The following is a 17,904-nucleotide window of genomic DNA, read 5'->3' on the forward strand; positions in this document are numbered from 1 at the left end:
TTTTTTACAAGGTGAATTTTTCGACGTCGCCGGCTGCTTGGCCCAACAGGGGCAGGATTTTGCGAAAGGACGCCGGATCGGCGCTGGTCCAGAATCTGACTGGTTGGTTCGGTCCGTTGGCGAGCAACCCGCGCTCGGCCAGCAGCCGCTGCAACTGGCGGGCGACGGCGGCACCGGTGTCGATCAGGCTGATGCTTTCGGGGAGCATCGACTTGAGCATCGGTTTGAGAAACGGATAGTGGGTGCAGCCGAGAATGATCGTGTCGCAACCGTTGGCCAGCAACGGCTCGACATAGTGCTGGAGCAATGCGCGCAGCTCGGCGCTGTGCAGATCGCCGCTTTCAATCAGCTCGACCAGACCGGGACACGGCTGGGTGATGACGCGCACGTCGGTGGCGAAACGATCGAGCAACGCGGCGAACTTGGCGCTCTGCAACGTGCCGGTGGTGGCAAGTACGCCAACCACACCGCTACGGGTCGCGGCAGCAGCAGGTTTGACCGCAGGCTCCATGCCGACAATCGGCCACTCGGGGAAATCCCGGCGCAGATCGGCAACAGCGGCCACCGTCGCGGTGTTGCAGGCGATCACCAGGGCCTTGGCGCCCTGCTCGCGGAAAAAACCGGCCATCACCTTGCAGCGCTGGCGGATGAACTCAGGGGATTTCTCGCCGTAGGGAATATGCCCGCAATCGGCGAAATACAGCAGTGATTCATGGGGCAGCAACCGCTGGATTTCAGCCAGTACCGACAAGCCGCCGACACCGGAATCGAACACCGCGATCGGCGCCTCACGCATCGTGCGATCCGCAGACGCTGCAGCCCGGATCGCGCTTGACCCGCAGCTCACGAAAGCGCGAACCCAAGGCATCGATCAGCAGCAAGCGGCCTACCAGTGGTTCGCCGAAACCGACCAGCACTTTCAAGGCTTCGAGCGCCTGAAGACTGCCGACCAGGCCCACCAGTGGCCCGACCACACCGGCCTCGCTGCACGTCAGTTCGGCTTCGCTGCCATGCCCGTACAGGCAGTGGTAGCACGGACTTTCCGGGCGACGCGGGTCGAACACCGCCAACTGCCCTTCCAGACGAATCGCCGCGCCGCTGACCAGCGGCTTGCGCGCGGCCACGCACGCGGCGTTGACCGCTTCGCGGGTGGAGAAATTGTCGGAACAGTCGAGCACCAGATCCACCGCCGACACGGCAGCGGCAAGGGAGTCCTCGTCCAGCGCCTGACGGTGCGGCACCAGTTGAATCTCGGGGTTGATCGCGCCGAGGCGCTTGAGCGCCGAGTCGACCTTGCTCATGCCGACGCTGTCGGTGTCATGAATGATCTGGCGCTGCAGGTTGGTCAGGTCGACCGTGTCGAAATCCGCCAGATGCAACTCACCGACACCGGCCGCTGCCAGATACAGCGCGACCGGCGCACCGAGACCGCCGAGGCCGACGATCAGCACGCGGCTGTCTTTGAGCTTCAGTTGCCCATCGATGTCGATGTGTTGCAGCAGAATCTGCCGGCTGTAGCGCAGCAATTCCTGATCATTCAGCACGGCAGGCGCCCCAGGCTGATCCGTTGATGGCCGCCCAGATCGGTGCGGCTGTGGACTTGTTCAAAACCGCGAGTGAGCAGCAGATCACGCACGGCCTCGGCTTGATCATAGCCGTGTTCGAGCATCAGCCAGCCGCCGGCTTCCAGATGATCCGGGGCCTGGGCGACGATCAGGCGCAGATCGTCGAGCCCGTCGACACCGGCCACCAGCGCACTGGCCGGTTCGAAGCGCACGTCACCCTCGACCAGATGCGGGTCGGCAGCGGCGATGTAGGGCGGGTTGCTGATGATCAGATCGAAGCGCTGGCCTTGGAGGGCGCTGAACCAATGGCTGCTCAGCACCGTGGCGTTGTTCAGGCTCAGGCGCTGGCGGTTGCGTTCGGCCAGGGCCACGGCTTCCAGCACGCGATCCACCGCCGTGACTTGCCACGCCGGGCGTTCGCTGGCCAGGGCCAAGGCAATCGCGCCGCTGCCGGTGCCCAGATCAAGCACTTTCGCCGGCGTTGCCGCCAGCAGCTCCAGCGCGGCTTCGACCAGCAATTCGGTGTCCGGGCGCGGAATCAGCGTGTGCGGCGCGACTTCCAGATCGAGTTTCCAGAAACCCTGCTGACCGAGGATGTAGGCCACCGGCTCGCCACTTCGACGCCGTTGCAGGTACTCGGTAAAAATCAGCACCGCTTCGCTGGGTACGATGCGCTCAGGCCAGGTGTGCAGGAAGCTTCGCGATTTGCCCAGTGCCGCTGCCAGGAGCAATTCGGCATCCAGGCGCGCCGTTGGCGAATCCGGCAGTTCGGCGGCACGCAGCAGACTGGCAATGATGGTCATTTATTCACCTATCGCTGCAAGCTGGTCGGCCTGGTATTCGGCCAGCAAAGGCTCGATCACCGCTTCAACGCCACCGGCGAGGATTTCATCCAGGGAGTACAGGGTCAGGTTGACGCGATGGTCGGTGACCCGGCCCTGAGCAAAGTTGTAAGTACGAATACGCTCGGAACGGTCGCCGGAACCGACCAGCAGCTTACGCTCGCTGGCAATCGCATTGGCCGCTGCGGCGGTCTGCTGGTCGTTGAGCTTGGCCGACAGCCAGGCCATCGCCCGCGCGCGGTTCTTGTGCTGGGAACGTTCTTCCTGGCACTCGACGACGGTGCCGGTCGGTATGTGCGTGATGCGGATCGCCGAGTCGGTGGTGTTGACGTGCTGACCACCGGCCCCGGAGGAGCGGTAAGTGTCGACACGCAGATCCGCCGGGTTGATCTCGATGGCTTCCCGCTCGTCCGGCTCGGGCAACACCGCCACGGTGCAGGCCGAGGTGTGGATACGGCCCTGGGATTCGGTGGCGGGTACACGCTGTACGCGGTGCGCGCCGGACTCGAATTTCAGCTTGCCGTAAACGTTGTCGCCTTCAATGCGGGCGATGACTTCTTTATAGCCACCATGCTCGCCTTCGTTTTCCGAAAGGATCTCCACGCGCCAGCCACGCCGTTCGGCGTAACGCGAGTACATGCGAAACAGATCGCCGGAGAAGATCGCCGCTTCGTCGCCACCGGTACCGGCGCGGATTTCGAGAAAGACGTTACGCCCGTCATTGGGATCCTTGGGCAGCAACATGCGCTGCAGATCATCTTCCAGTCTGATCAGCAATTCCTTGGCTTCGCGGACTTCTTCCACGGCCATTTCACGCATGTCCGGGTCGCTGTCCTTGAGCAGCGCCTGGGCGCCTTCAAGATCACTTTGTACGCCGAGCAGCTTTTTATAGCCTTGTACCACCGGCTCGAGTTCGGCGTATTCCTTGGAATAAGCGCGGAATTTGGCCTGGTCGGCAATGACTTCGCCGTCGCCGAGCAGCGCGGTCAGTTCCTCGAAACGGTCCTGGAGGGTGTCCAGCTTGTTGAGCAGTGACGCTTTCATTGCGGTTTTTTATCCGAAAAACTATCCGGTGAGCCCTCGAGGGCGAAGAGTTCCTGGGCCATGGCCAGCGCATCGAAGCGGCCTTCGGCAGAAAGCTTTTTCAACTGCACGCTGGGCGCATGCAGCAGTTTATTGGTCAGGCCACGGGCCAGTTGCCCGAGCACGTCTTCGGCGTTGCCGCCGTTGGCCAGCAGGCGCAGGGCTTTTTGCAGCTCCTCGTCGCGCAGACGTTCACTCTGTTGCCGATAGGCCTTGAGCACATCGACGGCCGCCAGCTCGCGCAGGCGCACCATGAAATCGTCGGCGCCGACCGAGACCATCTCTTCCGCCGCCTGGGCTGCGCCCTGCCGACTCTTGAGGTTCTCGGCAACCACTTCGTGCAGATCGTCGACGCTGTACAGGTAAACGTCGTCGAGTTCGCCGACTTCCGGCTCGATGTCGCGGGGTACGGCGATGTCGACCATGAAGATCGGCTTGTGCTTGCGCTGCTTCAGCGCGCTTTCGACGGCGCCTTTACCGAGGATCGGCAACTGGCTGGCGGTCGAACTGATCACGATATCGCTGCGCACCAGTTCTGCCGGAATGTCCGATAGCAGCACCGCATGCGCGCCGAACTGCTCGGCCAGCAGGCTGGCACGTTCCAGCGTACGGTTGGCGACCACGATGCGCTTGACCCCCAGCTCGTGCAAATGGCGGGCGACCAGCGTGATGGTCTCGCCGGCGCCGATCAACAGAGCCTGGCTGCGCTGCAAGTCACTGAAAATCTGTTTGGCCAGGCTGACGGCGGCAAACGCCACGGACACCGGGTTTTCACCGATGGCGGTGTCGGTACGCACTTGCTTGGCGGCGTTGAACGTCGCTTGAAACAGTCGCCCCAGCAGCGGGCCGATGGTGCCCGCCTCACGTGCCACGGCGTAGGCCGATTTCATCTGGCCGAGGATCTGCGGTTCGCCCAGCACCAGCGAGTCGAGCCCGGAGGCGACGCGCATCATGTGACGAACTGCCGCATCATCTTCATGCACATAAGCACTCGCGCGCAGCTCATCGAGGCTTAAATGGTGATAATCGGCCAGCCAGCGCAGAACCAGATCAGCGGAAATCTGATCCTGTTCTATATAAAGCTCACTGCGATTGCAGGTGGAGAGGATCGCAGCTTCGCGGCTGTCGGTGAGTCGGCAGAGCTGCTGCAAGGCCTCCACCAGCTGCTCAGGGGTAAAGGCCACGCGCTCGCGGACGTCTACTGAAGCAGTCTTGTGGTTAATACCGAGTGCAAGGAAGGCCATTCAAGGTCGCTGATGGTGACGTGAAGCCGGCAATTGTCCTACTTCGTCAGATTCAGAACAACTACCGCTGACTATTGTCCCAATTGTCGGCCACTATAAAGGCCACATTCGAGACTCGGTTATGTTTGACCGAAGGCTTGTGTCATGATGATCCGACCGCAGGTTAGTCGTCCTTCTCCTATATGAATAGATCTTCCGCGTTGCTCCTTGCTTTTGTCTTCCTCAGCGGCTGCCAGGCCATGGCACCCGTTTCGCCGGACGGTACCCCGCCGGTCGAAGACACCACGCCCGCGCCTGAAAAACCCAAGGTTTACAGCTCGTTCAGCGAGGAAACCGTCTTCAGCCTGCTGAGCGCCGAACTCGCCGGCCAGCGCAATCGTTTCGACATTGCCCTGGACAACTACGTGACCCAGGCGATCAATACCCAGGATCCGGGGGTTTCCGAGCGCGCGTTCCGCATCGCCGAATACCTCGGTGCCGACCAGCCTGCGCTGGATACCGCGCTGATCTGGGCAAAAAACGCCCCGGACGACCTCGAAGCGCAACGCGCCGCCGCCGTACAACTGGCCCGCGCCGGGCGTTACGACGACTCCATGGTCTACATGGAGAAAGTCCTGCAGGGCAAGGGCGACACTCATTTCGACTTCCTCGCACTGTCGGCGGCCGATACCGATCAGGAAACCCGCAACGGTCTGATGAAAAGTTTCGACCGTCTGCTGCAGCGCCACCCGAAGAACAGTCAGCTGATTTTCGGCAAGGCCCTGTTGCTGCAACAGGACGGCGACAATAAAGCCGCCCTGACACTGCTCGAAGACAACCCGCCGGAAGAAGGCGAGATTGCGCCGATCCTGCTGCGCGCGCGTCTGCTGCAAACCCTGAATCGTGGCGACGAAGCCCTGCCACTGCTGCGCAAAAGCATCAAGAAATACCCGGACGACAAGCGCCTGCGCCTGACGTATGCGCGCACCCTGGTCGAACAGGACCGGATGGACGACGCCAAAGTCGAGTTCTCCACCCTGGTTCAGCAATACCCCGAAGACGATGAACTGCGTTACTCGCTGGCATTGGTCTGCCTGGAAGCCAAGGCCTGGGACGAGGCCAAGGGCTACCTGGAAGACCTGATTGCCCGGGAAAGCCACGTCGATTCGGCGCACCTGAACCTCGGCCGCATTGCTGAAGAGCGCAACGATCCACAGGGCGCACTGATCGAATACGCCCAGGTCGGCCCGGGCAATGACTATCTGCCGGCGCAACTGCGTCAGGCCGACATCCTCATGAACAACGGCAAGACCGCCGAAGCCCAGAGCAAACTGGCGGCCGAGCGCGATGCCCAGCCGGATTACGCGATCCAGCTGTATCTGATCGAATCCGAAACCCTGTCGGCCAACAAACAGGACGACAAGGCCTGGAAAACGCTGGATAAAGCCTTGCAGCAATACCCGGACGATCTGAATCTGCTCTACACCCGCGCCATGCTCGCGGAAAAACGCGATGACTTGGCGCAGATGGAAAAAGACCTGCGCCTGATCATCAAGCGCGACCCGGACAACGCCATGGCGCTCAATGCGCTGGGCTACACCCTGTCCGATCGCACTACCCGCTATGAAGAAGCCAAAGCCCTGATCGAACAGGCGCACCAGATCAATCCGGAAGACCCGGCGGTACTCGACAGCCTTGGCTGGGTGAATTTCCGCATGGGCAATCTGGACGACGCCGAGAAGTATCTGCGTCAGGCGCTCGAGCGCTTCCCGGACCACGAAGTCGCCGCGCACCTGGGCGAAGTCCTGTGGGTCAAGGGCAATCAGCGCGAAGCCAAACAAGTCTGGGGCAAATTCCTCAAGGATCAGCCCGACAGCACCATCCTGCGCAGCACCATCAAGCGCCTGACCGGATCCGAGACTCTTTAACTCATGTTTTTGCGCCACGTTATTGTTTTCAGTTTCATCGCCCTGCTCGCCGGTTGCGCGGGCTTCGGTGCCCGCGAGTCGGTCGAGGGCCACGGCAGTCCGGCTCAGTGGGCCGCAAACAAACAACAGCTGACCGGCCTCGACGGCTGGCAGATCGACGGCAAGATCGGCATCCGCGCACCGAAAGATTCCGGTAGCGGCACGCTGTTCTGGCTGCAACGCCAGGACTATTACGACATTCGTCTGTCCGGCCCGCTGGGTCGTGGCGCGGCGCGTCTGACCGGGCGTCCGGGCAAGGTCTCGCTGGAAGTCGCCAATCAGGGCCGCTATGACGCCGAGTCACCGGAAGCGCTGCTCGAAGAGCAACTGGGCTGGAAGTTGCCCGTGTCGAATCTGGCCTGGTGGGTTCGTGGCCTGCCGGCACCCAGCAGCAAAAGCCGTCTGACCCTGGATAACGACAGTCGCCTGGCCAATCTGGAACAGGACGGCTGGAAGGTCGAGTACCTCAGCTACGCCGAGCAGAATGGTTACTGGCTGCCCGAGCGGATCAAACTGCATGGCACCGATCTGGACGTGACGCTGGTGATCAAAACCTGGCAACCGCGTAAATTGGGGCAATAATCCATGACTGCTCCACGTCTGACGCTGCCGTCGCCGGCCAAGCTCAATCTGATGCTGCACATTCTCGGGCGCCGTGCAGACGGTTATCACGAACTGCAGACGCTGTTTCAGTTTGTCGATTACGGCGACGAAATCACCTTCGCCGTGCGCGATGACGGCGTGATTCAGCTGCACACCGAATTCGCTGGCGTGCCCCACGACAGCAACCTGATCGTGCGCGCGGCGAAAATGCTTCAGCAACAGTCCGGCTGCACATTGGGCATCGACATCTGGATCGACAAGGTGCTGCCCATGGGCGGCGGCATCGGCGGCGGCAGCTCGAACGCGGCCACTACCCTGCTCGGTCTCAATCACCTGTGGCAACTGGGCTGGGATGAAGATCGCCTCGCAGCACTGGGCCTTTCGCTCGGCGCTGACGTGCCGGTTTTCGTTCGTGGTCACGCGGCATTTGCCGAAGGCGTGGGCGAAAAACTGACCCCGGTCGACCCCGAAGAACCGTGGTATCTGGTGCTCGTGCCGCAAGTCTCTGTAAGTACGGCAGAAATTTTTTCCGATCCTTTGTTGACACGTAACACGCCGCCCATTAAAGTGCGCCCCGTTCCCGAGGGAAACAGTCGAAATGACTGCTTGCCGGTGGTTGCAAGGCGTTATCCAGAGGTACGTAACGCATTGGATTTGTTAGGTAAATTTACCGAAGCAAAACTCACCGGAACTGGAAGTTGTGTGTTTGGGGGCTTCCCAAGCAAAGCTGAAGCTGATAAAGTCTCGGCCCTTCTTACAGAGACCCTTACAGGGTTTGTAGCAAAAGGAAGCAACGTTTCGATGTTGCATCGCAAGCTGCAAAGTCTGCTCTAAAAGGAATCAAGTGCCAGGCACTTGAAGCAACAGATACAGGGGCGTCGCCAAGCGGTAAGGCAGCAGGTTTTGATCCTGCCATGCGTTGGTTCGAATCCAGCCGCCCCTGCCATTTTCTATACTCATCCAGGTTACCCTCAGCCTCTAGGTACTGCGCGTGTCCAAGATGATGGTCTTTACGGGGAACGCTAACCCCGATCTGGCTCGGCGTGTTGTACGTCAGCTGCATATCCCTCTCGGTGACATCTCTGTCGGCAAGTTTTCCGACGGCGAAATTACTGCCGAGATCAATGAAAACGTTCGCGGTAAAGACGTTTTCATTATTCAGCCGACTTGCGCCCCGACCAACGATAACCTGATGGAACTGGTAGTGATGGCTGATGCCTTCCGCCGCTCCTCGGCTACTCGTATCACTGCTGTTATTCCTTATTTTGGTTATGCCCGTCAGGATCGCCGTCCGCGTTCCGCACGTGTGGCTATCAGCGCGAAAGTCGTTGCTGACATGCTTACCGTAGTCGGCATCGACCGTGTGCTCACGGTTGATCTGCATGCTGACCAGATTCAGGGCTTCTTCGATATTCCGGTAGATAACATCTACGGTTCCCCGGTTCTGGTGGATGATATTGAAGATCAGCGCTTCGAAAACCTGATGATCGTGTCCCCGGACATTGGTGGCGTCGTGCGTGCACGTGCCGTTGCCAAATCCTTGGGCGTGGATCTCGGGATCATCGACAAACGCCGTGAGAAAGCCAATCACTCTGAAGTGATGCATATCATCGGTGATGTCGAAGGGCGTACCTGCATTCTGGTCGATGACATGGTCGATACCGCCGGCACTCTGTGCCACGCGGCCAAGGCCTTGAAAGAGCATGGCGCAGCCAAGGTCTTTGCCTACTGCACACACCCTGTGCTGTCGGGTCGGGCCATCGAGAATATCGAAAATTCCGTGCTGGACGAGCTGGTGGTGACTAACACCATCCCGCTGTCCGCTGCAGCACAAGCCTGTGCACGTATCCGTCAACTGGATATCGCACCGGTTGTTGCCGAAGCGGTTCGCCGCATCAGCAATGAAGAATCGATCAGCGCGATGTTCCGTTAAGGGCCCTGCCCTTCTCGAAATGTCTCGTTGACGAAAAGCGCCCCGCCCCGGCATACCTGTCGGGGCGGGGCTTTTTTGCCCATACCGTGTTTGGCGCTGGTCGCAAACGCCGCTCGGTCATGGCTATTTTGGAGATACAAAATGAACGATTTTACTCTGAATGCTGAAGTGCGTTCCGACCTGGGGAAAGGTGCGAGCCGCCGCCTGCGTCGTCTCGCCGCTCTGGTTCCAGCTGTTGTTTACGGTGGCGACAAAGCCCCTGAATCCATCAGCATGCTGGCCAAAGAAGTTGCCAAACTGCTCGAAAACGAAGCGGCTTACAGCCACATCATCGAGCTGAACGTTGGTGGCAAGAAACAAAACGTCGTGATCAAGGCACTGCAACGTCACCCGGCCAAAGGCCACGTGATGCACGCTGACTTCGTACGCGTTGTCGCTGGCCAGAAACTGACCGCTATCGTTCCTGTGCACTTCATCAACGAAGCTGCTCCAGTGAAGAAAGGCGGCGAAATCTCGCACGTTGTTGCCGAGATCGAAGTTTCCTGCCTGCCAAAAGACCTGCCTGAGTTCATCGAAGTCGACCTGGCTAACGCTGAAATCGGCACCATCGTTCACCTGTCGGACCTCAAAGCTCCTAAAGGTGTCGAGTTCGTTGCTCTGGCACACGGCGATGACAAGGCAGTAGCCAACGTCCACGCTCCACGTGTTGCTCCAGAAGCTACCGAAGAAGGCGCAGCAGAGTAATTTCACTCTGTTCGTCGGAGTGAGTGAAACATCGCGGACTGGAACGTAGCGAGAAAGCGGGCGGGAACGCGGAGTTTACATTCATGGTAAATGAGCAATTTTCGTCCACTTTCGCCGCCTTCACTGATCGCGGCGATGTCAACCACCACTCCAAGGAAGGGCCCCTATCGTGACTGCCATCAAACTGATCGTTGGCCTGGGAAATCCAGGCGCTGAATACGAACAGACCCGGCATAACGCAGGGGCCCTTTTTGTTGAGCGCATCGCTGCCGCACAAGGTGTGAACCTTGTGGCCGATCGCAAATATTTCGGCCTGACCGGGCGCTACTCGTATCAGGGTCAGGATGTTCGTCTGCTGATTCCCACCACCTACATGAACCGCAGCGGCCAGGCCGTGGCGGCACTCGCCGGTTTCTTCCGCATCAAGCCTGAAGAAATCCTGGTGGCGCACGACGAACTCGACCTGCCTCCTGGCGTCGCCAAGCTCAAGCAGGGCGGCGGCCATGGCGGTCACAACGGGTTGCGCGACATCATCGCGCAACTGGGCAATCAGAATACGTTCTACCGCCTGCGGCTTGGCATCGGCCACCCGGGCGTCGCCAGTATGGTTTCAAATTTCGTCCTGGGTCGTGCGCCACGCGCCGAACAGGAAAAACTCGATGCCAGCATCGACTTTGCCCTCGGCGTGCTGCCGGATATCCTCGCCGGTGAATGGAACCGCGCGATGAAAAACCTGCACAGCCAGAAGGCCTGACTCTAATCCGAGGGGAAACACCATGGGATTCAATTGCGGCATCGTCGGCCTGCCTAACGTCGGCAAGTCCACCCTGTTCAACGCCCTGACCAAATCCGGTATCGCGGCCGAGAACTTCCCCTTCTGCACCATCGAGCCGAACAGCGGCATCGTGCCGATGCCGGATCCGCGTCTGGACGCTCTGGCGGCCATCGTCAATCCGAAACGCATCCTGCCGACCACCATGGAATTCGTCGACATCGCAGGCCTGGTGGCCGGCGCCTCGAAAGGTGAAGGTCTGGGCAACAAGTTCCTGGCCAACATCCGTGAAACCGACGCCATCGCTCACGTGGTGCGCTGCTTCGAAGACGACAACGTGATTCACGTGTCCAACAGCGTCAACCCGAAGCGCGACATCGAAATCATCGACCTGGAACTGATCTTCGCCGACCTCGACAGCTGCGAGAAGCAACTGCAGAAAGTCGCGCGCAATGCCAAGGGTGGTGACAAGGACGCAGTGGCTCAGAAAGCCCTGCTGGAGCAATTGATCCCTCACTTCACCGAAGGCAAGCCTGCGCGCAGCCTGATGAAGAACATGAGCGCCGACGAGAAGGCGATCATCAAGGGCTTCCACCTGCTGACCACCAAACCGGTCATGTACATCGCCAACGTCGCTGAAGACGGTTTCGAGAACAACCCGCACCTGGACGTGGTCAAGGCCATCGCCGAAGAAGAAGGCGCCATGGTGGTTCCGGTGTGCAACAAGATCGAAGCGGAAATCGCCGAGCTCGAAGACGGCGAAGAGAAAGACATGTTCCTCGAGGCCCTGGGCCTGGAAGAGCCTGGCCTGAACCGCGTGATCCGTGCCGGCTACGAAATGCTGCACCTGCAGACTTACTTCACCGCCGGCGTCGAAGAAGTCCGCGCCTGGACCGTCCGCGTCGGTGCCACCGCACCCCAAGCTGCCGGCGTGATCCACACCGACTTCGAGAAAGGCTTCATCCGCGCCGAAGTCATCGCCTACAACGACTTCATCCAGTACAAGGGCGAAGCCGGTGCCAAGGAAGCCGGTAAATGGCGCCTGGAAGGCAAGGACTACATCGTCAAGGACGGCGACGTGATGCACTTCCGCTTCAACGTGTAAGCGTTACGTCCAAGAAAAAGCCGCGTTTGATACGCGGCTTTTTTGTGCCTGAAATTTACTGCTGAACATATTTCCCCTGTGGGAGCGATGTGGGGTCAGGCCTTTTTAGTGCGTGGCAAGAAGATCGCCAGCACGCCAAACAACGGCAAAAACGAGCACAGGAAATACACGTACTCAATCCCGTGCACATCCGCCAGATGCCCGAGCAACGCCGCACCGATCCCGCCAAAACCGAACATCAAGCCGAAGAACACCCCGGCAATCATCCCGACATTACCCGGCACCAGTTCCTGCGCGTAAACCACAATCGCCGAGAACGCCGAGGCGAGGATGAAGCCGATCACCACACTGAGGACAGAGGTCCAGAACAGATCGACGTGCGGCATCAGCAAGGTGAACGGTGCCACGCCGAGGATCGAAAACCAGATCACCGCTTTACGCCCGATCTTGTCGCCAATCGGCCCGCCAAAGAACGTCCCCGCCGCCACCGCACCGAGAAACAGGAACAGGTGCAACTGCGAACTGGCCACCGACAGGTCAAACTTCTCGATCAGGTAGAAGGTGAAATAGCTGGTGAGGCTGGCCATGTAGAAATACTTGGAAAACACCAGCAAGCCGAGCACCACCAGCGCACTGATCACCCTGCCCTTCGACAGCCCGTGAGTCGCCGCCTGCCCGGCCTTGAGCTTGAACAGGTTCAAGTGATGGGCGTACCAGCGACTGATGCGGTACAGCACGAACAGCGCAAACACCGCGAACAGACCGAACCACGCCACGTTGCCCTGACCGAACGGAATGATGATCGCCGCCGCCAGCAACGGGCCGAATGCAGAGCCTGCGTTACCGCCGACCTGAAAGGTCGATTGCGCCAGACCAAAGCGTCCACCCGAGGCCAGCCGGGCAATTCGCGAGGCTTCGGGATGAAAGGTCGAGGAACCGATACCGATCAATGCCGCCGCCAGCAGAATCAATGGAAAACTGCCGACCACCGACATCATCACGATGCCGATCAGCGTGCAGATCGAGCCCGCCGGCAACAGCCACGGTTTTGGATGGCGGTCAGTGTGATAACCGACCCACGGCTGCAGCAGCGATGCGGTCAACTGGAAGGTCAGCGTGATCAGCCCGACCTGAGTGAAGCTCAAGCCATAGTTGGCTTTGAGCATCGGATAGATCGACGGCAGCACTGACTGAATCAGGTCGTTGATCAAATGCGCCAGCGCCACCGCGCCGATGATACGCATCACCAACGGGCTGCTTTGGGAAGGAGAGGACGCCGAGGCAGCGGCGGTCTGAGCGTTGCTGATAGCCATGGAAGTTTCCGTACAGCAGATGGGTGCACGCGGGCAGGTGCGTCAATGTGCCATTTTTCGGTGCACCAACGCCATCCCCTTAGCCAGCTAACTAATCAACCGAATAACAAACCAATCTCTGTAGGAGCTGCCGAAGGCTGCGATCTTTTGATCTTTGTTTTTAAGATCAAGATCAAGATCAAGATCAAAAGATCGCAGCCTTCGGCAGCTCCTACATGGGATAGGTGATAGCTCAACGCCATGGTCTGAATCTTGCCTTGCTTCTCCCCTCGAACGCGGCGGCCTTACAAAGGTCGCCGAGAATGGGAAGTTTCGCTACAGAGCCGGCCTACCGAGCGGGCGAGAGTGAACTTTCGAGGCCTTTTAGCAGGGCACAACATCGAGGTCGCACGACCGCGATGCACGCCGTTGGTGCGTGGTGTCCAGAGGAGTCATGGGGCATGCAGGCTTTCCTTTCACCGGGGATCAAATTGCTGGGGCGGTTTGGCTTCGCGCGTAAATTTCAGCTGTTGTTTCTGCTGTTCATTCTGCCGTTGGCCGGCAGCCTGTTGATGATTGGTCAGGACTATCGCGACAAGCTCAATCTGATTGCCGGTGAGCGTGCCGGCGTGCGCCAGTTGCTCAGCCTCGATGCCCTGGACAACCTGCTCGCCGCCCAGCGTGACCGCGCCGCCCGTTGGCGCGCCACCGAAACCAATCGCCAGCCGACCCCGGCCACCCTCGCCGCCATGGCTGCATTTGACGCCGTGCAACCGGCCCTCCAGCAAGCCACCAGCGATCTGGGCAACGCGCTGAACAAGGAAGGCGCCGAAGGCGAAACCCTCGCCCGCTATCAAGCCCTGCAAACCGCGCTCGGTGGTCTGGACTCGAAAAGCCTGAGCAGCGTCGGCTGGTGGCCGGACGGTTACGACCGCTTCACCAACGCCCTCAGCGCCCTGCAAGCGTTGCGCGAGCAAATCGTCATGGACAACCGCCTGACGCTGGCGCCATGGCTGGAAACCTATCTGCTGACGCAGATCTCCACACAGCACGCACCGGATCTGATCGAGCGCGTGGGCCGCCTCGCCGCCGTCGGCCAGGCTTCGGTGGTCTCGGGACAATTCACTTTGCAGAGTCGCTTGCAGTTGCGCGATCTGCGTGGCCGCATCGGCGACGCCCGCGAACAGCTTGTCAAAACCGCAGGCCTGCTCGAAGCGCGTCTGCCGAGCGATTTGCACACCTGGGCCGGTCAGTATCACGACAGCCTCAAGCGCCTTGATGCCGGGTTGAAGGTGCTGGATGACGGCGTGTTTGGCGGCAGCATTACACTCAAACCGGAAGACTTCGAACGCAACCTTGATGCTCTGCTGGGCGATCTCGCCTCGTTGCGCCAGCAATCACTGCTGTCGCTGGATCAGCGCCTGGACGCTTACCACGCTTCGGCGATTCGCCAGTTCATCGTGGTCGCCGCGGTGTTCGGTTGCCTGTTGCTGGCGGCGTTGTACCTGTTCGTCTGCCTGCAAGCCTCGATCCGCCGCAGCGCCAGCGGCATTACCCTGCTTGCCGAAGCCCTGCGTGACGGCAACCTGAGCCTGCAAGTGCCCGTGGTGGGCCGCGATGAGCTGGCGGCGATCAGCACCGCGCTCAACGTCGCGGTGGTGCAACTGCGCGCCAGCATGCTCGGGGTCGATCACGAAACCTCGCAACTGAGCCACGCGGTGCGCAGCCTCAACGATCATTCCAGCGGCGCGCTGAGCGAAGTCGAAGCGCAGCAGTTACAGATCAGCCAGATCGCCGCCGCTGCGACGCAACTGGCCGCCACTTCGCAAGGTGTGGCGCAGAGTTGCGAACAGGCCTCCAGCAGCGCCCAACAGACCCGGCGCATCGCTGCCGACAGCAGCCGCGACAGCCAGCGCACCACGGCGAGCATTCAGCAACTCAACCAACGGCTGAACGACACCGCAGCGGCACTCGGTCGTGTCAGCGAGCAAGGGCAGCAGATTCAACTGGTGGTCGACACCATCCGTGGCGTCGCCGAGCAGACCAACTTGCTCGCGCTCAACGCCGCCATTGAGGCCGCACGCGCTGGCGAACAGGGACGCGGCTTTGCCGTGGTCGCCGATGAAGTGCGCAGCCTGTCGCAGCGCACCCAGTCATCCACCGCGCAGATCGCCGGCACCGTCGACAGCCTGCGCGCCACGGTCAACGAGGCGGTGAGCCTGATGGAAGCCGCCTGCGGTCAGGCGCAATCGGATGCCGACGCCGTGACCGGTCTTGGTGAACGTCTCGGCGAAATCGCCAGCGCGGTGCAGAGTGTCACTGACACCCTGGCGCAGATCGCCACCGCCGTGGAAGAACAGGCGAGCACCGCCGATGAGGTCAGCGGCAATATCCAGCAGGTCGATCAGGCCGCGGTGCGTCTGCTTGAAGGCGCCCGCGCAGTGAATCTCGCGGCGGATACCCTGAGTCAGGGCAGCAAGGCTCTGAGCGACAACACCGCACGCTTCCGCCTCAGCTGATCACGGCTTCGGGGAAGTCCGCTTCCAGCTCGGTCTTCAGCCACTGGATAAACCACGCCACATCCGCCGAGAACTCGGCGGACGGCGTGAGGACCCGGTAGCTTTCCAGCTTCACCTGCGCGTCCACCGCGCGCACCAGTTTGCCGGACTTGAGCTCCTCGCGAACCAGCACTTCATTGGCCAAAGCAATGCCCTGCCCGCTCTCGGCCACCGACAGCGCGTGATCGTTGTTGACGTAAAGCATGTCGGAATTGAGGTGAATATCCAGCTCGTTGGCGGCGAACCACAGGTTCCACCACTCGCCGTCATCGACGTGGATCAGTTCATGGCGAACCAGATCTGCCGGGCCGATCACAGGCTCGATGCTGGCGAGGTATTGCGGGGTGCAGATCGGAAACACTCGCGGGCAGATCAATGCTGCACGGGAGTCGGCGTACTGCCCGTCGAGGCCATAGACAATGCCCAGATCGGCACTTTTGCCGTCGACTTCGGTGAAGGTCGAGTTTGGCTCGATCGCCAGTTTCAATCCCGGTCGCAGATGCCGCAGGGTTTCGATCCTTGGCATCAACCAGCGCTTGGCAAACCCCGGCACCACCATGATCCGCAACCAGCGCTCGGCATCTTTCGGCCGCGCCTCCTTGCCGGCTTCAATGATCAACTGCAACGCCGCGCTGATCTTGCGGTGGTACTTCTCACCCGCCGGCGTCAAATTGACCCCGCGCGAGGTGCGTTCGAACAGCTGAATGCCCAGCCAGTCCTCCAGCAACTTCACGTGCCGGCCAATCGCTGGCTGGGTCACGTGCAAGGCTTTCGAAGCCTCGACATAGCTGCCCAGACGCGCGGCGGCATCAAATGCACGCACCGCGTTGAGCGGCGGCAAACGGTGGTCGGGCATGATTCCTGGCACCTTTGGCTGTTAAATTAACTAACAGCTGCCATGTTTAAATTGAAGTGTCGCCTCACGCAAGCACTGGCTGATAATCGAGCCACAGCAGAACAATAAAACAGCTGGTTTCACCCCGTACGCAATCTCGATCCTGCCCAGAAAAATAATATCCATGGCCCGACGACGTCGCTGATTCACAGCGCACTCGCAGGCGATGGGGGAATCGGAGGTAACGCATGAATGCCCTGCATTCGCTGCAAACGCTGGCGGTGTCGATCCGCTCGGTACGCAAGGTTTACGGTGACCCGAACACCGGTCCGGTGGCGTTGAAAAACATCGACCTGGACATCCGCGACAACGAATTCTTCACCCTGCTCGGCCCTTCCGGTTGCGGCAAGACCACCCTGCTGCGGATGATCGCCGGCTTCGAGTTTCCTACCGAAGGCGAGATCCTGCTGTACGGCGAAAACATCGCCGACCGACCGCCGTTCCAGCGCCCGGTCAACACGGTGTTCCAGCATTACGCGCTGTTCCCGCACATGACCATCGCCGAGAACCTGGCCTTCGGCCTCGAATCGCAGCCGATGGGCAAGGTGCTGAACAAAGCGCAAATCGCCGAGCGCGTGCTGGAGATGCTCGCGCTGGTGCAGATGGAGCGCTTCGCCAATCGCAAGCCAGCGCAGTTGTCCGGTGGCCAGCAACAACGCGTCGCCCTCGCCCGCGCCCTGGCACCGCATCCGAAAGTATTGCTGCTCGACGAACCCCTTTCCGCGCTCGATCTGAAGCTGCGCCAGGCCATGCGCGAAGAGCTGAAATCGATTCAGGCCAAGACCGGCATCACCTTCATCTTCGTCACCCACGACCAGGAAGAAGCGCTGACCATGTCCGACCGCATCGCCGTGTTGTCCGAGGGCGAAGTGCAGCAGGTCGGCCGCCCGGAAGATATTTACGAACGCCCGCGCAACCGCTTCGTCGCCGACTTCATCGGCGAGACCAACTTCATCCAGGGCACGGTGAAGAAGATCGAGGACGGCATGGCCTGGTTCGCCGGGCCGGCCGGGCATCCGCTGCCGGCGCAAGCGTGCAGCGATGTGACGGTCGGCGCCAGCGTGACGTTATCTGTGCGCCCCGAGCGCCTGCATCTGGTGCCCGCCGCGACCGAGGCCGCGCTGCCGTGCCGGATCGATGCGCAGATCTACCTCGGCACCGACCTGCAATACCAGGTCAGCCTCGGCGACGGCTCGCGCCTCACCGTGCGCACGCCCAACTGCGTCGACCAGAGCCTGCGCTTTGCCGTCGGTTCTCAGGCCGGTCTGCTGTTCGACCGGGGAAGCGCCAGCGTCCTGCACGACTGAGCCTGAGGAGTTGCC

Annotated in this window: 16 protein-coding genes and 1 tRNA gene; 10 read left to right on the top strand and 7 right to left on the bottom strand. The window is 60.6% G+C overall.

The features are described 5' to 3' along the window. Positions 1 to 4: 4 nt before the first annotated feature. From murI to hemA, 5 genes are read right to left on the bottom strand one after another with little or no spacing between them, the layout of a single operon-like run. Positions 5 to 796 (bottom strand): glutamate racemase, encoded by a 792-nt coding sequence (gene murI, locus ACYZUM_RS21200; RefSeq protein ID WP_108183777.1) that lies wholly within the window; start codon positions 794 to 796, stop codon positions 5 to 7. Next, positions 789 to 1,544, bottom strand: a complete 756-nt coding sequence (locus ACYZUM_RS21205; RefSeq protein ID WP_086791597.1) for a molybdopterin-synthase adenylyltransferase MoeB — start codon at positions 1,542 to 1,544, stop codon at positions 789 to 791. Before ACYZUM_RS21205 ends, murI begins: the two co-directional genes overlap by 8 nt. Continuing rightward, positions 1,538 to 2,368, bottom strand: coding sequence for a peptide chain release factor N(5)-glutamine methyltransferase (gene prmC, locus ACYZUM_RS21210; protein ID WP_041072468.1), 831 nt, complete (start codon positions 2,366 to 2,368; stop codon positions 1,538 to 1,540). The genes ACYZUM_RS21205 and prmC overlap by 7 nt, the downstream gene beginning before the upstream one ends. Continuing rightward, a complete protein-coding gene (prfA, locus tag ACYZUM_RS21215; protein ID WP_027612234.1) occupies positions 2,369 to 3,451 on the bottom strand; it encodes a peptide chain release factor 1 in 1,083 nt (360 codons plus the stop codon). It abuts the gene before it with no gap. Next, on the bottom strand, positions 3,448 to 4,734 hold the full coding sequence (gene hemA / locus ACYZUM_RS21220) for a glutamyl-tRNA reductase (protein WP_142579988.1): 1,287 nt from the start codon (positions 4,732 to 4,734) through the stop codon (positions 3,448 to 3,450). The genes prfA and hemA overlap by 4 nt, the downstream gene beginning before the upstream one ends. Before the next feature lie 182 nt (positions 4,735 to 4,916). On the opposite strand from hemA, the gene ACYZUM_RS21225 reads away from it, so the two are divergent. The 8 genes from ACYZUM_RS21225 (at position 4,917) to ychF (ending at position 11,837) form a co-directional block, all read left to right on the top strand. Beyond that, positions 4,917 to 6,641: a tetratricopeptide repeat protein gene (locus tag ACYZUM_RS21225; protein WP_108183778.1), complete on the top strand. Its 1,725-nt coding sequence runs from the start codon at positions 4,917 to 4,919 to the stop codon at positions 6,639 to 6,641. 3 nt (positions 6,642 to 6,644) lie between these two features. Continuing rightward, positions 6,645 to 7,262, top strand: a complete 618-nt coding sequence (gene lolB, locus ACYZUM_RS21230; protein WP_041072477.1) for a lipoprotein insertase outer membrane protein LolB — start codon at positions 6,645 to 6,647, stop codon at positions 7,260 to 7,262. Between the two features lie 3 nt (positions 7,263 to 7,265). Then, positions 7,266 to 8,117, top strand: a complete 852-nt coding sequence (gene ispE / locus ACYZUM_RS21235) for a 4-(cytidine 5'-diphospho)-2-C-methyl-D-erythritol kinase (RefSeq protein ID WP_003228157.1) — start codon at positions 7,266 to 7,268, stop codon at positions 8,115 to 8,117. A 37-nt stretch (positions 8,118 to 8,154) separates the two neighbouring features. Beyond that, positions 8,155 to 8,229 (top strand) — tRNA-Gln (locus tag ACYZUM_RS21240). A 45-nt stretch (positions 8,230 to 8,274) separates the two neighbouring features. Then, on the top strand, positions 8,275 to 9,216 hold the full coding sequence (locus ACYZUM_RS21245) for a ribose-phosphate pyrophosphokinase (RefSeq protein WP_003171603.1): 942 nt from the start codon (positions 8,275 to 8,277) through the stop codon (positions 9,214 to 9,216). Between the two features lie 141 nt (positions 9,217 to 9,357). Continuing rightward, positions 9,358 to 9,960, top strand: a complete 603-nt coding sequence (locus ACYZUM_RS21250) for a 50S ribosomal protein L25/general stress protein Ctc (protein ID WP_007967646.1) — start codon at positions 9,358 to 9,360, stop codon at positions 9,958 to 9,960. A gap of 169 nt (positions 9,961 to 10,129) precedes the next feature. Continuing rightward, positions 10,130 to 10,714, top strand: coding sequence for an aminoacyl-tRNA hydrolase (pth, locus tag ACYZUM_RS21255; RefSeq protein WP_108183779.1), 585 nt, complete (start codon positions 10,130 to 10,132; stop codon positions 10,712 to 10,714). Between the two features lie 22 nt (positions 10,715 to 10,736). After that, positions 10,737 to 11,837 (top strand): redox-regulated ATPase YchF, encoded by a 1,101-nt coding sequence (gene ychF / locus ACYZUM_RS21260; RefSeq protein ID WP_041072487.1) that lies wholly within the window; start codon positions 10,737 to 10,739, stop codon positions 11,835 to 11,837. 95 nt (positions 11,838 to 11,932) lie between these two features. Here the strand turns inward: ychF and ACYZUM_RS21265 are convergent, their stop codons facing one another. After that, on the bottom strand, positions 11,933 to 13,150 hold the full coding sequence (locus ACYZUM_RS21265; RefSeq protein ID WP_041072489.1) for an MFS transporter: 1,218 nt from the start codon (positions 13,148 to 13,150) through the stop codon (positions 11,933 to 11,935). A 440-nt stretch (positions 13,151 to 13,590) separates the two neighbouring features. On the opposite strand from ACYZUM_RS21265, the gene ACYZUM_RS21270 reads away from it, so the two are divergent. Then, positions 13,591 to 15,648, top strand: a complete 2,058-nt coding sequence (locus tag ACYZUM_RS21270) for a methyl-accepting chemotaxis protein (RefSeq protein ID WP_108183780.1) — start codon at positions 13,591 to 13,593, stop codon at positions 15,646 to 15,648. Here ACYZUM_RS21270 and ACYZUM_RS21275 read toward each other — a convergent pair. Next, positions 15,641 to 16,543, bottom strand: a complete 903-nt coding sequence (locus tag ACYZUM_RS21275; protein WP_047296518.1) for a LysR substrate-binding domain-containing protein — start codon at positions 16,541 to 16,543, stop codon at positions 15,641 to 15,643. The genes ACYZUM_RS21270 and ACYZUM_RS21275 overlap by 8 nt on opposite strands. A gap of 227 nt (positions 16,544 to 16,770) precedes the next feature. Between ACYZUM_RS21275 and ACYZUM_RS21280 the strand changes: the two genes are divergently transcribed. Further along, positions 16,771 to 17,889 (top strand): ABC transporter ATP-binding protein, encoded by a 1,119-nt coding sequence (locus ACYZUM_RS21280; protein WP_108183781.1) that lies wholly within the window; start codon positions 16,771 to 16,773, stop codon positions 17,887 to 17,889. The last annotated feature ends 15 nt before the right edge of the window (positions 17,890 to 17,904 follow it).

It is taken from the genome of Pseudomonas sp. m6p, assembly GCF_055760375.1.

Excerpts from the sequence above, each read along its gene's own strand:
- murI (WP_108183777.1), bottom strand. The coding sequence starts at position 796 with ATGCGTGAGGCGCCGATCGCGGTGTTCGATTCCGGTGTCGGCGGCTTG.
- prmC (WP_041072468.1), bottom strand. The coding sequence starts at position 2,368 with ATGACCATCATTGCCAGTCTGCTGCGTGCCGCCGAACTGCCGGATTCG.
- prfA (WP_027612234.1), bottom strand. The coding sequence starts at position 3,451 with ATGAAAGCGTCACTGCTCAACAAGCTGGACACCCTCCAGGACCGTTTC.
- hemA (WP_142579988.1), bottom strand. The coding sequence starts at position 4,734 with ATGGCCTTCCTTGCACTCGGTATTAACCACAAGACTGCTTCAGTAGAC.
- ACYZUM_RS21225 (WP_108183778.1), top strand. The coding sequence starts at position 4,917 with ATGAATAGATCTTCCGCGTTGCTCCTTGCTTTTGTCTTCCTCAGCGGC.
- lolB (WP_041072477.1), top strand. The coding sequence starts at position 6,645 with ATGTTTTTGCGCCACGTTATTGTTTTCAGTTTCATCGCCCTGCTCGCC.
- ispE (WP_003228157.1), top strand. The coding sequence starts at position 7,266 with ATGACTGCTCCACGTCTGACGCTGCCGTCGCCGGCCAAGCTCAATCTG.
- ACYZUM_RS21250 (WP_007967646.1), top strand. The coding sequence starts at position 9,358 with ATGAACGATTTTACTCTGAATGCTGAAGTGCGTTCCGACCTGGGGAAA.
- ychF (WP_041072487.1), top strand. The coding sequence starts at position 10,737 with ATGGGATTCAATTGCGGCATCGTCGGCCTGCCTAACGTCGGCAAGTCC.
- ACYZUM_RS21265 (WP_041072489.1), bottom strand. The coding sequence starts at position 13,150 with ATGGCTATCAGCAACGCTCAGACCGCCGCTGCCTCGGCGTCCTCTCCT.
- ACYZUM_RS21270 (WP_108183780.1), top strand. The coding sequence starts at position 13,591 with ATGCAGGCTTTCCTTTCACCGGGGATCAAATTGCTGGGGCGGTTTGGC.
- ACYZUM_RS21275 (WP_047296518.1), bottom strand. The coding sequence starts at position 16,543 with ATGCCCGACCACCGTTTGCCGCCGCTCAACGCGGTGCGTGCATTTGAT.
- ACYZUM_RS21280 (WP_108183781.1), top strand. The coding sequence starts at position 16,771 with ATGAATGCCCTGCATTCGCTGCAAACGCTGGCGGTGTCGATCCGCTCG.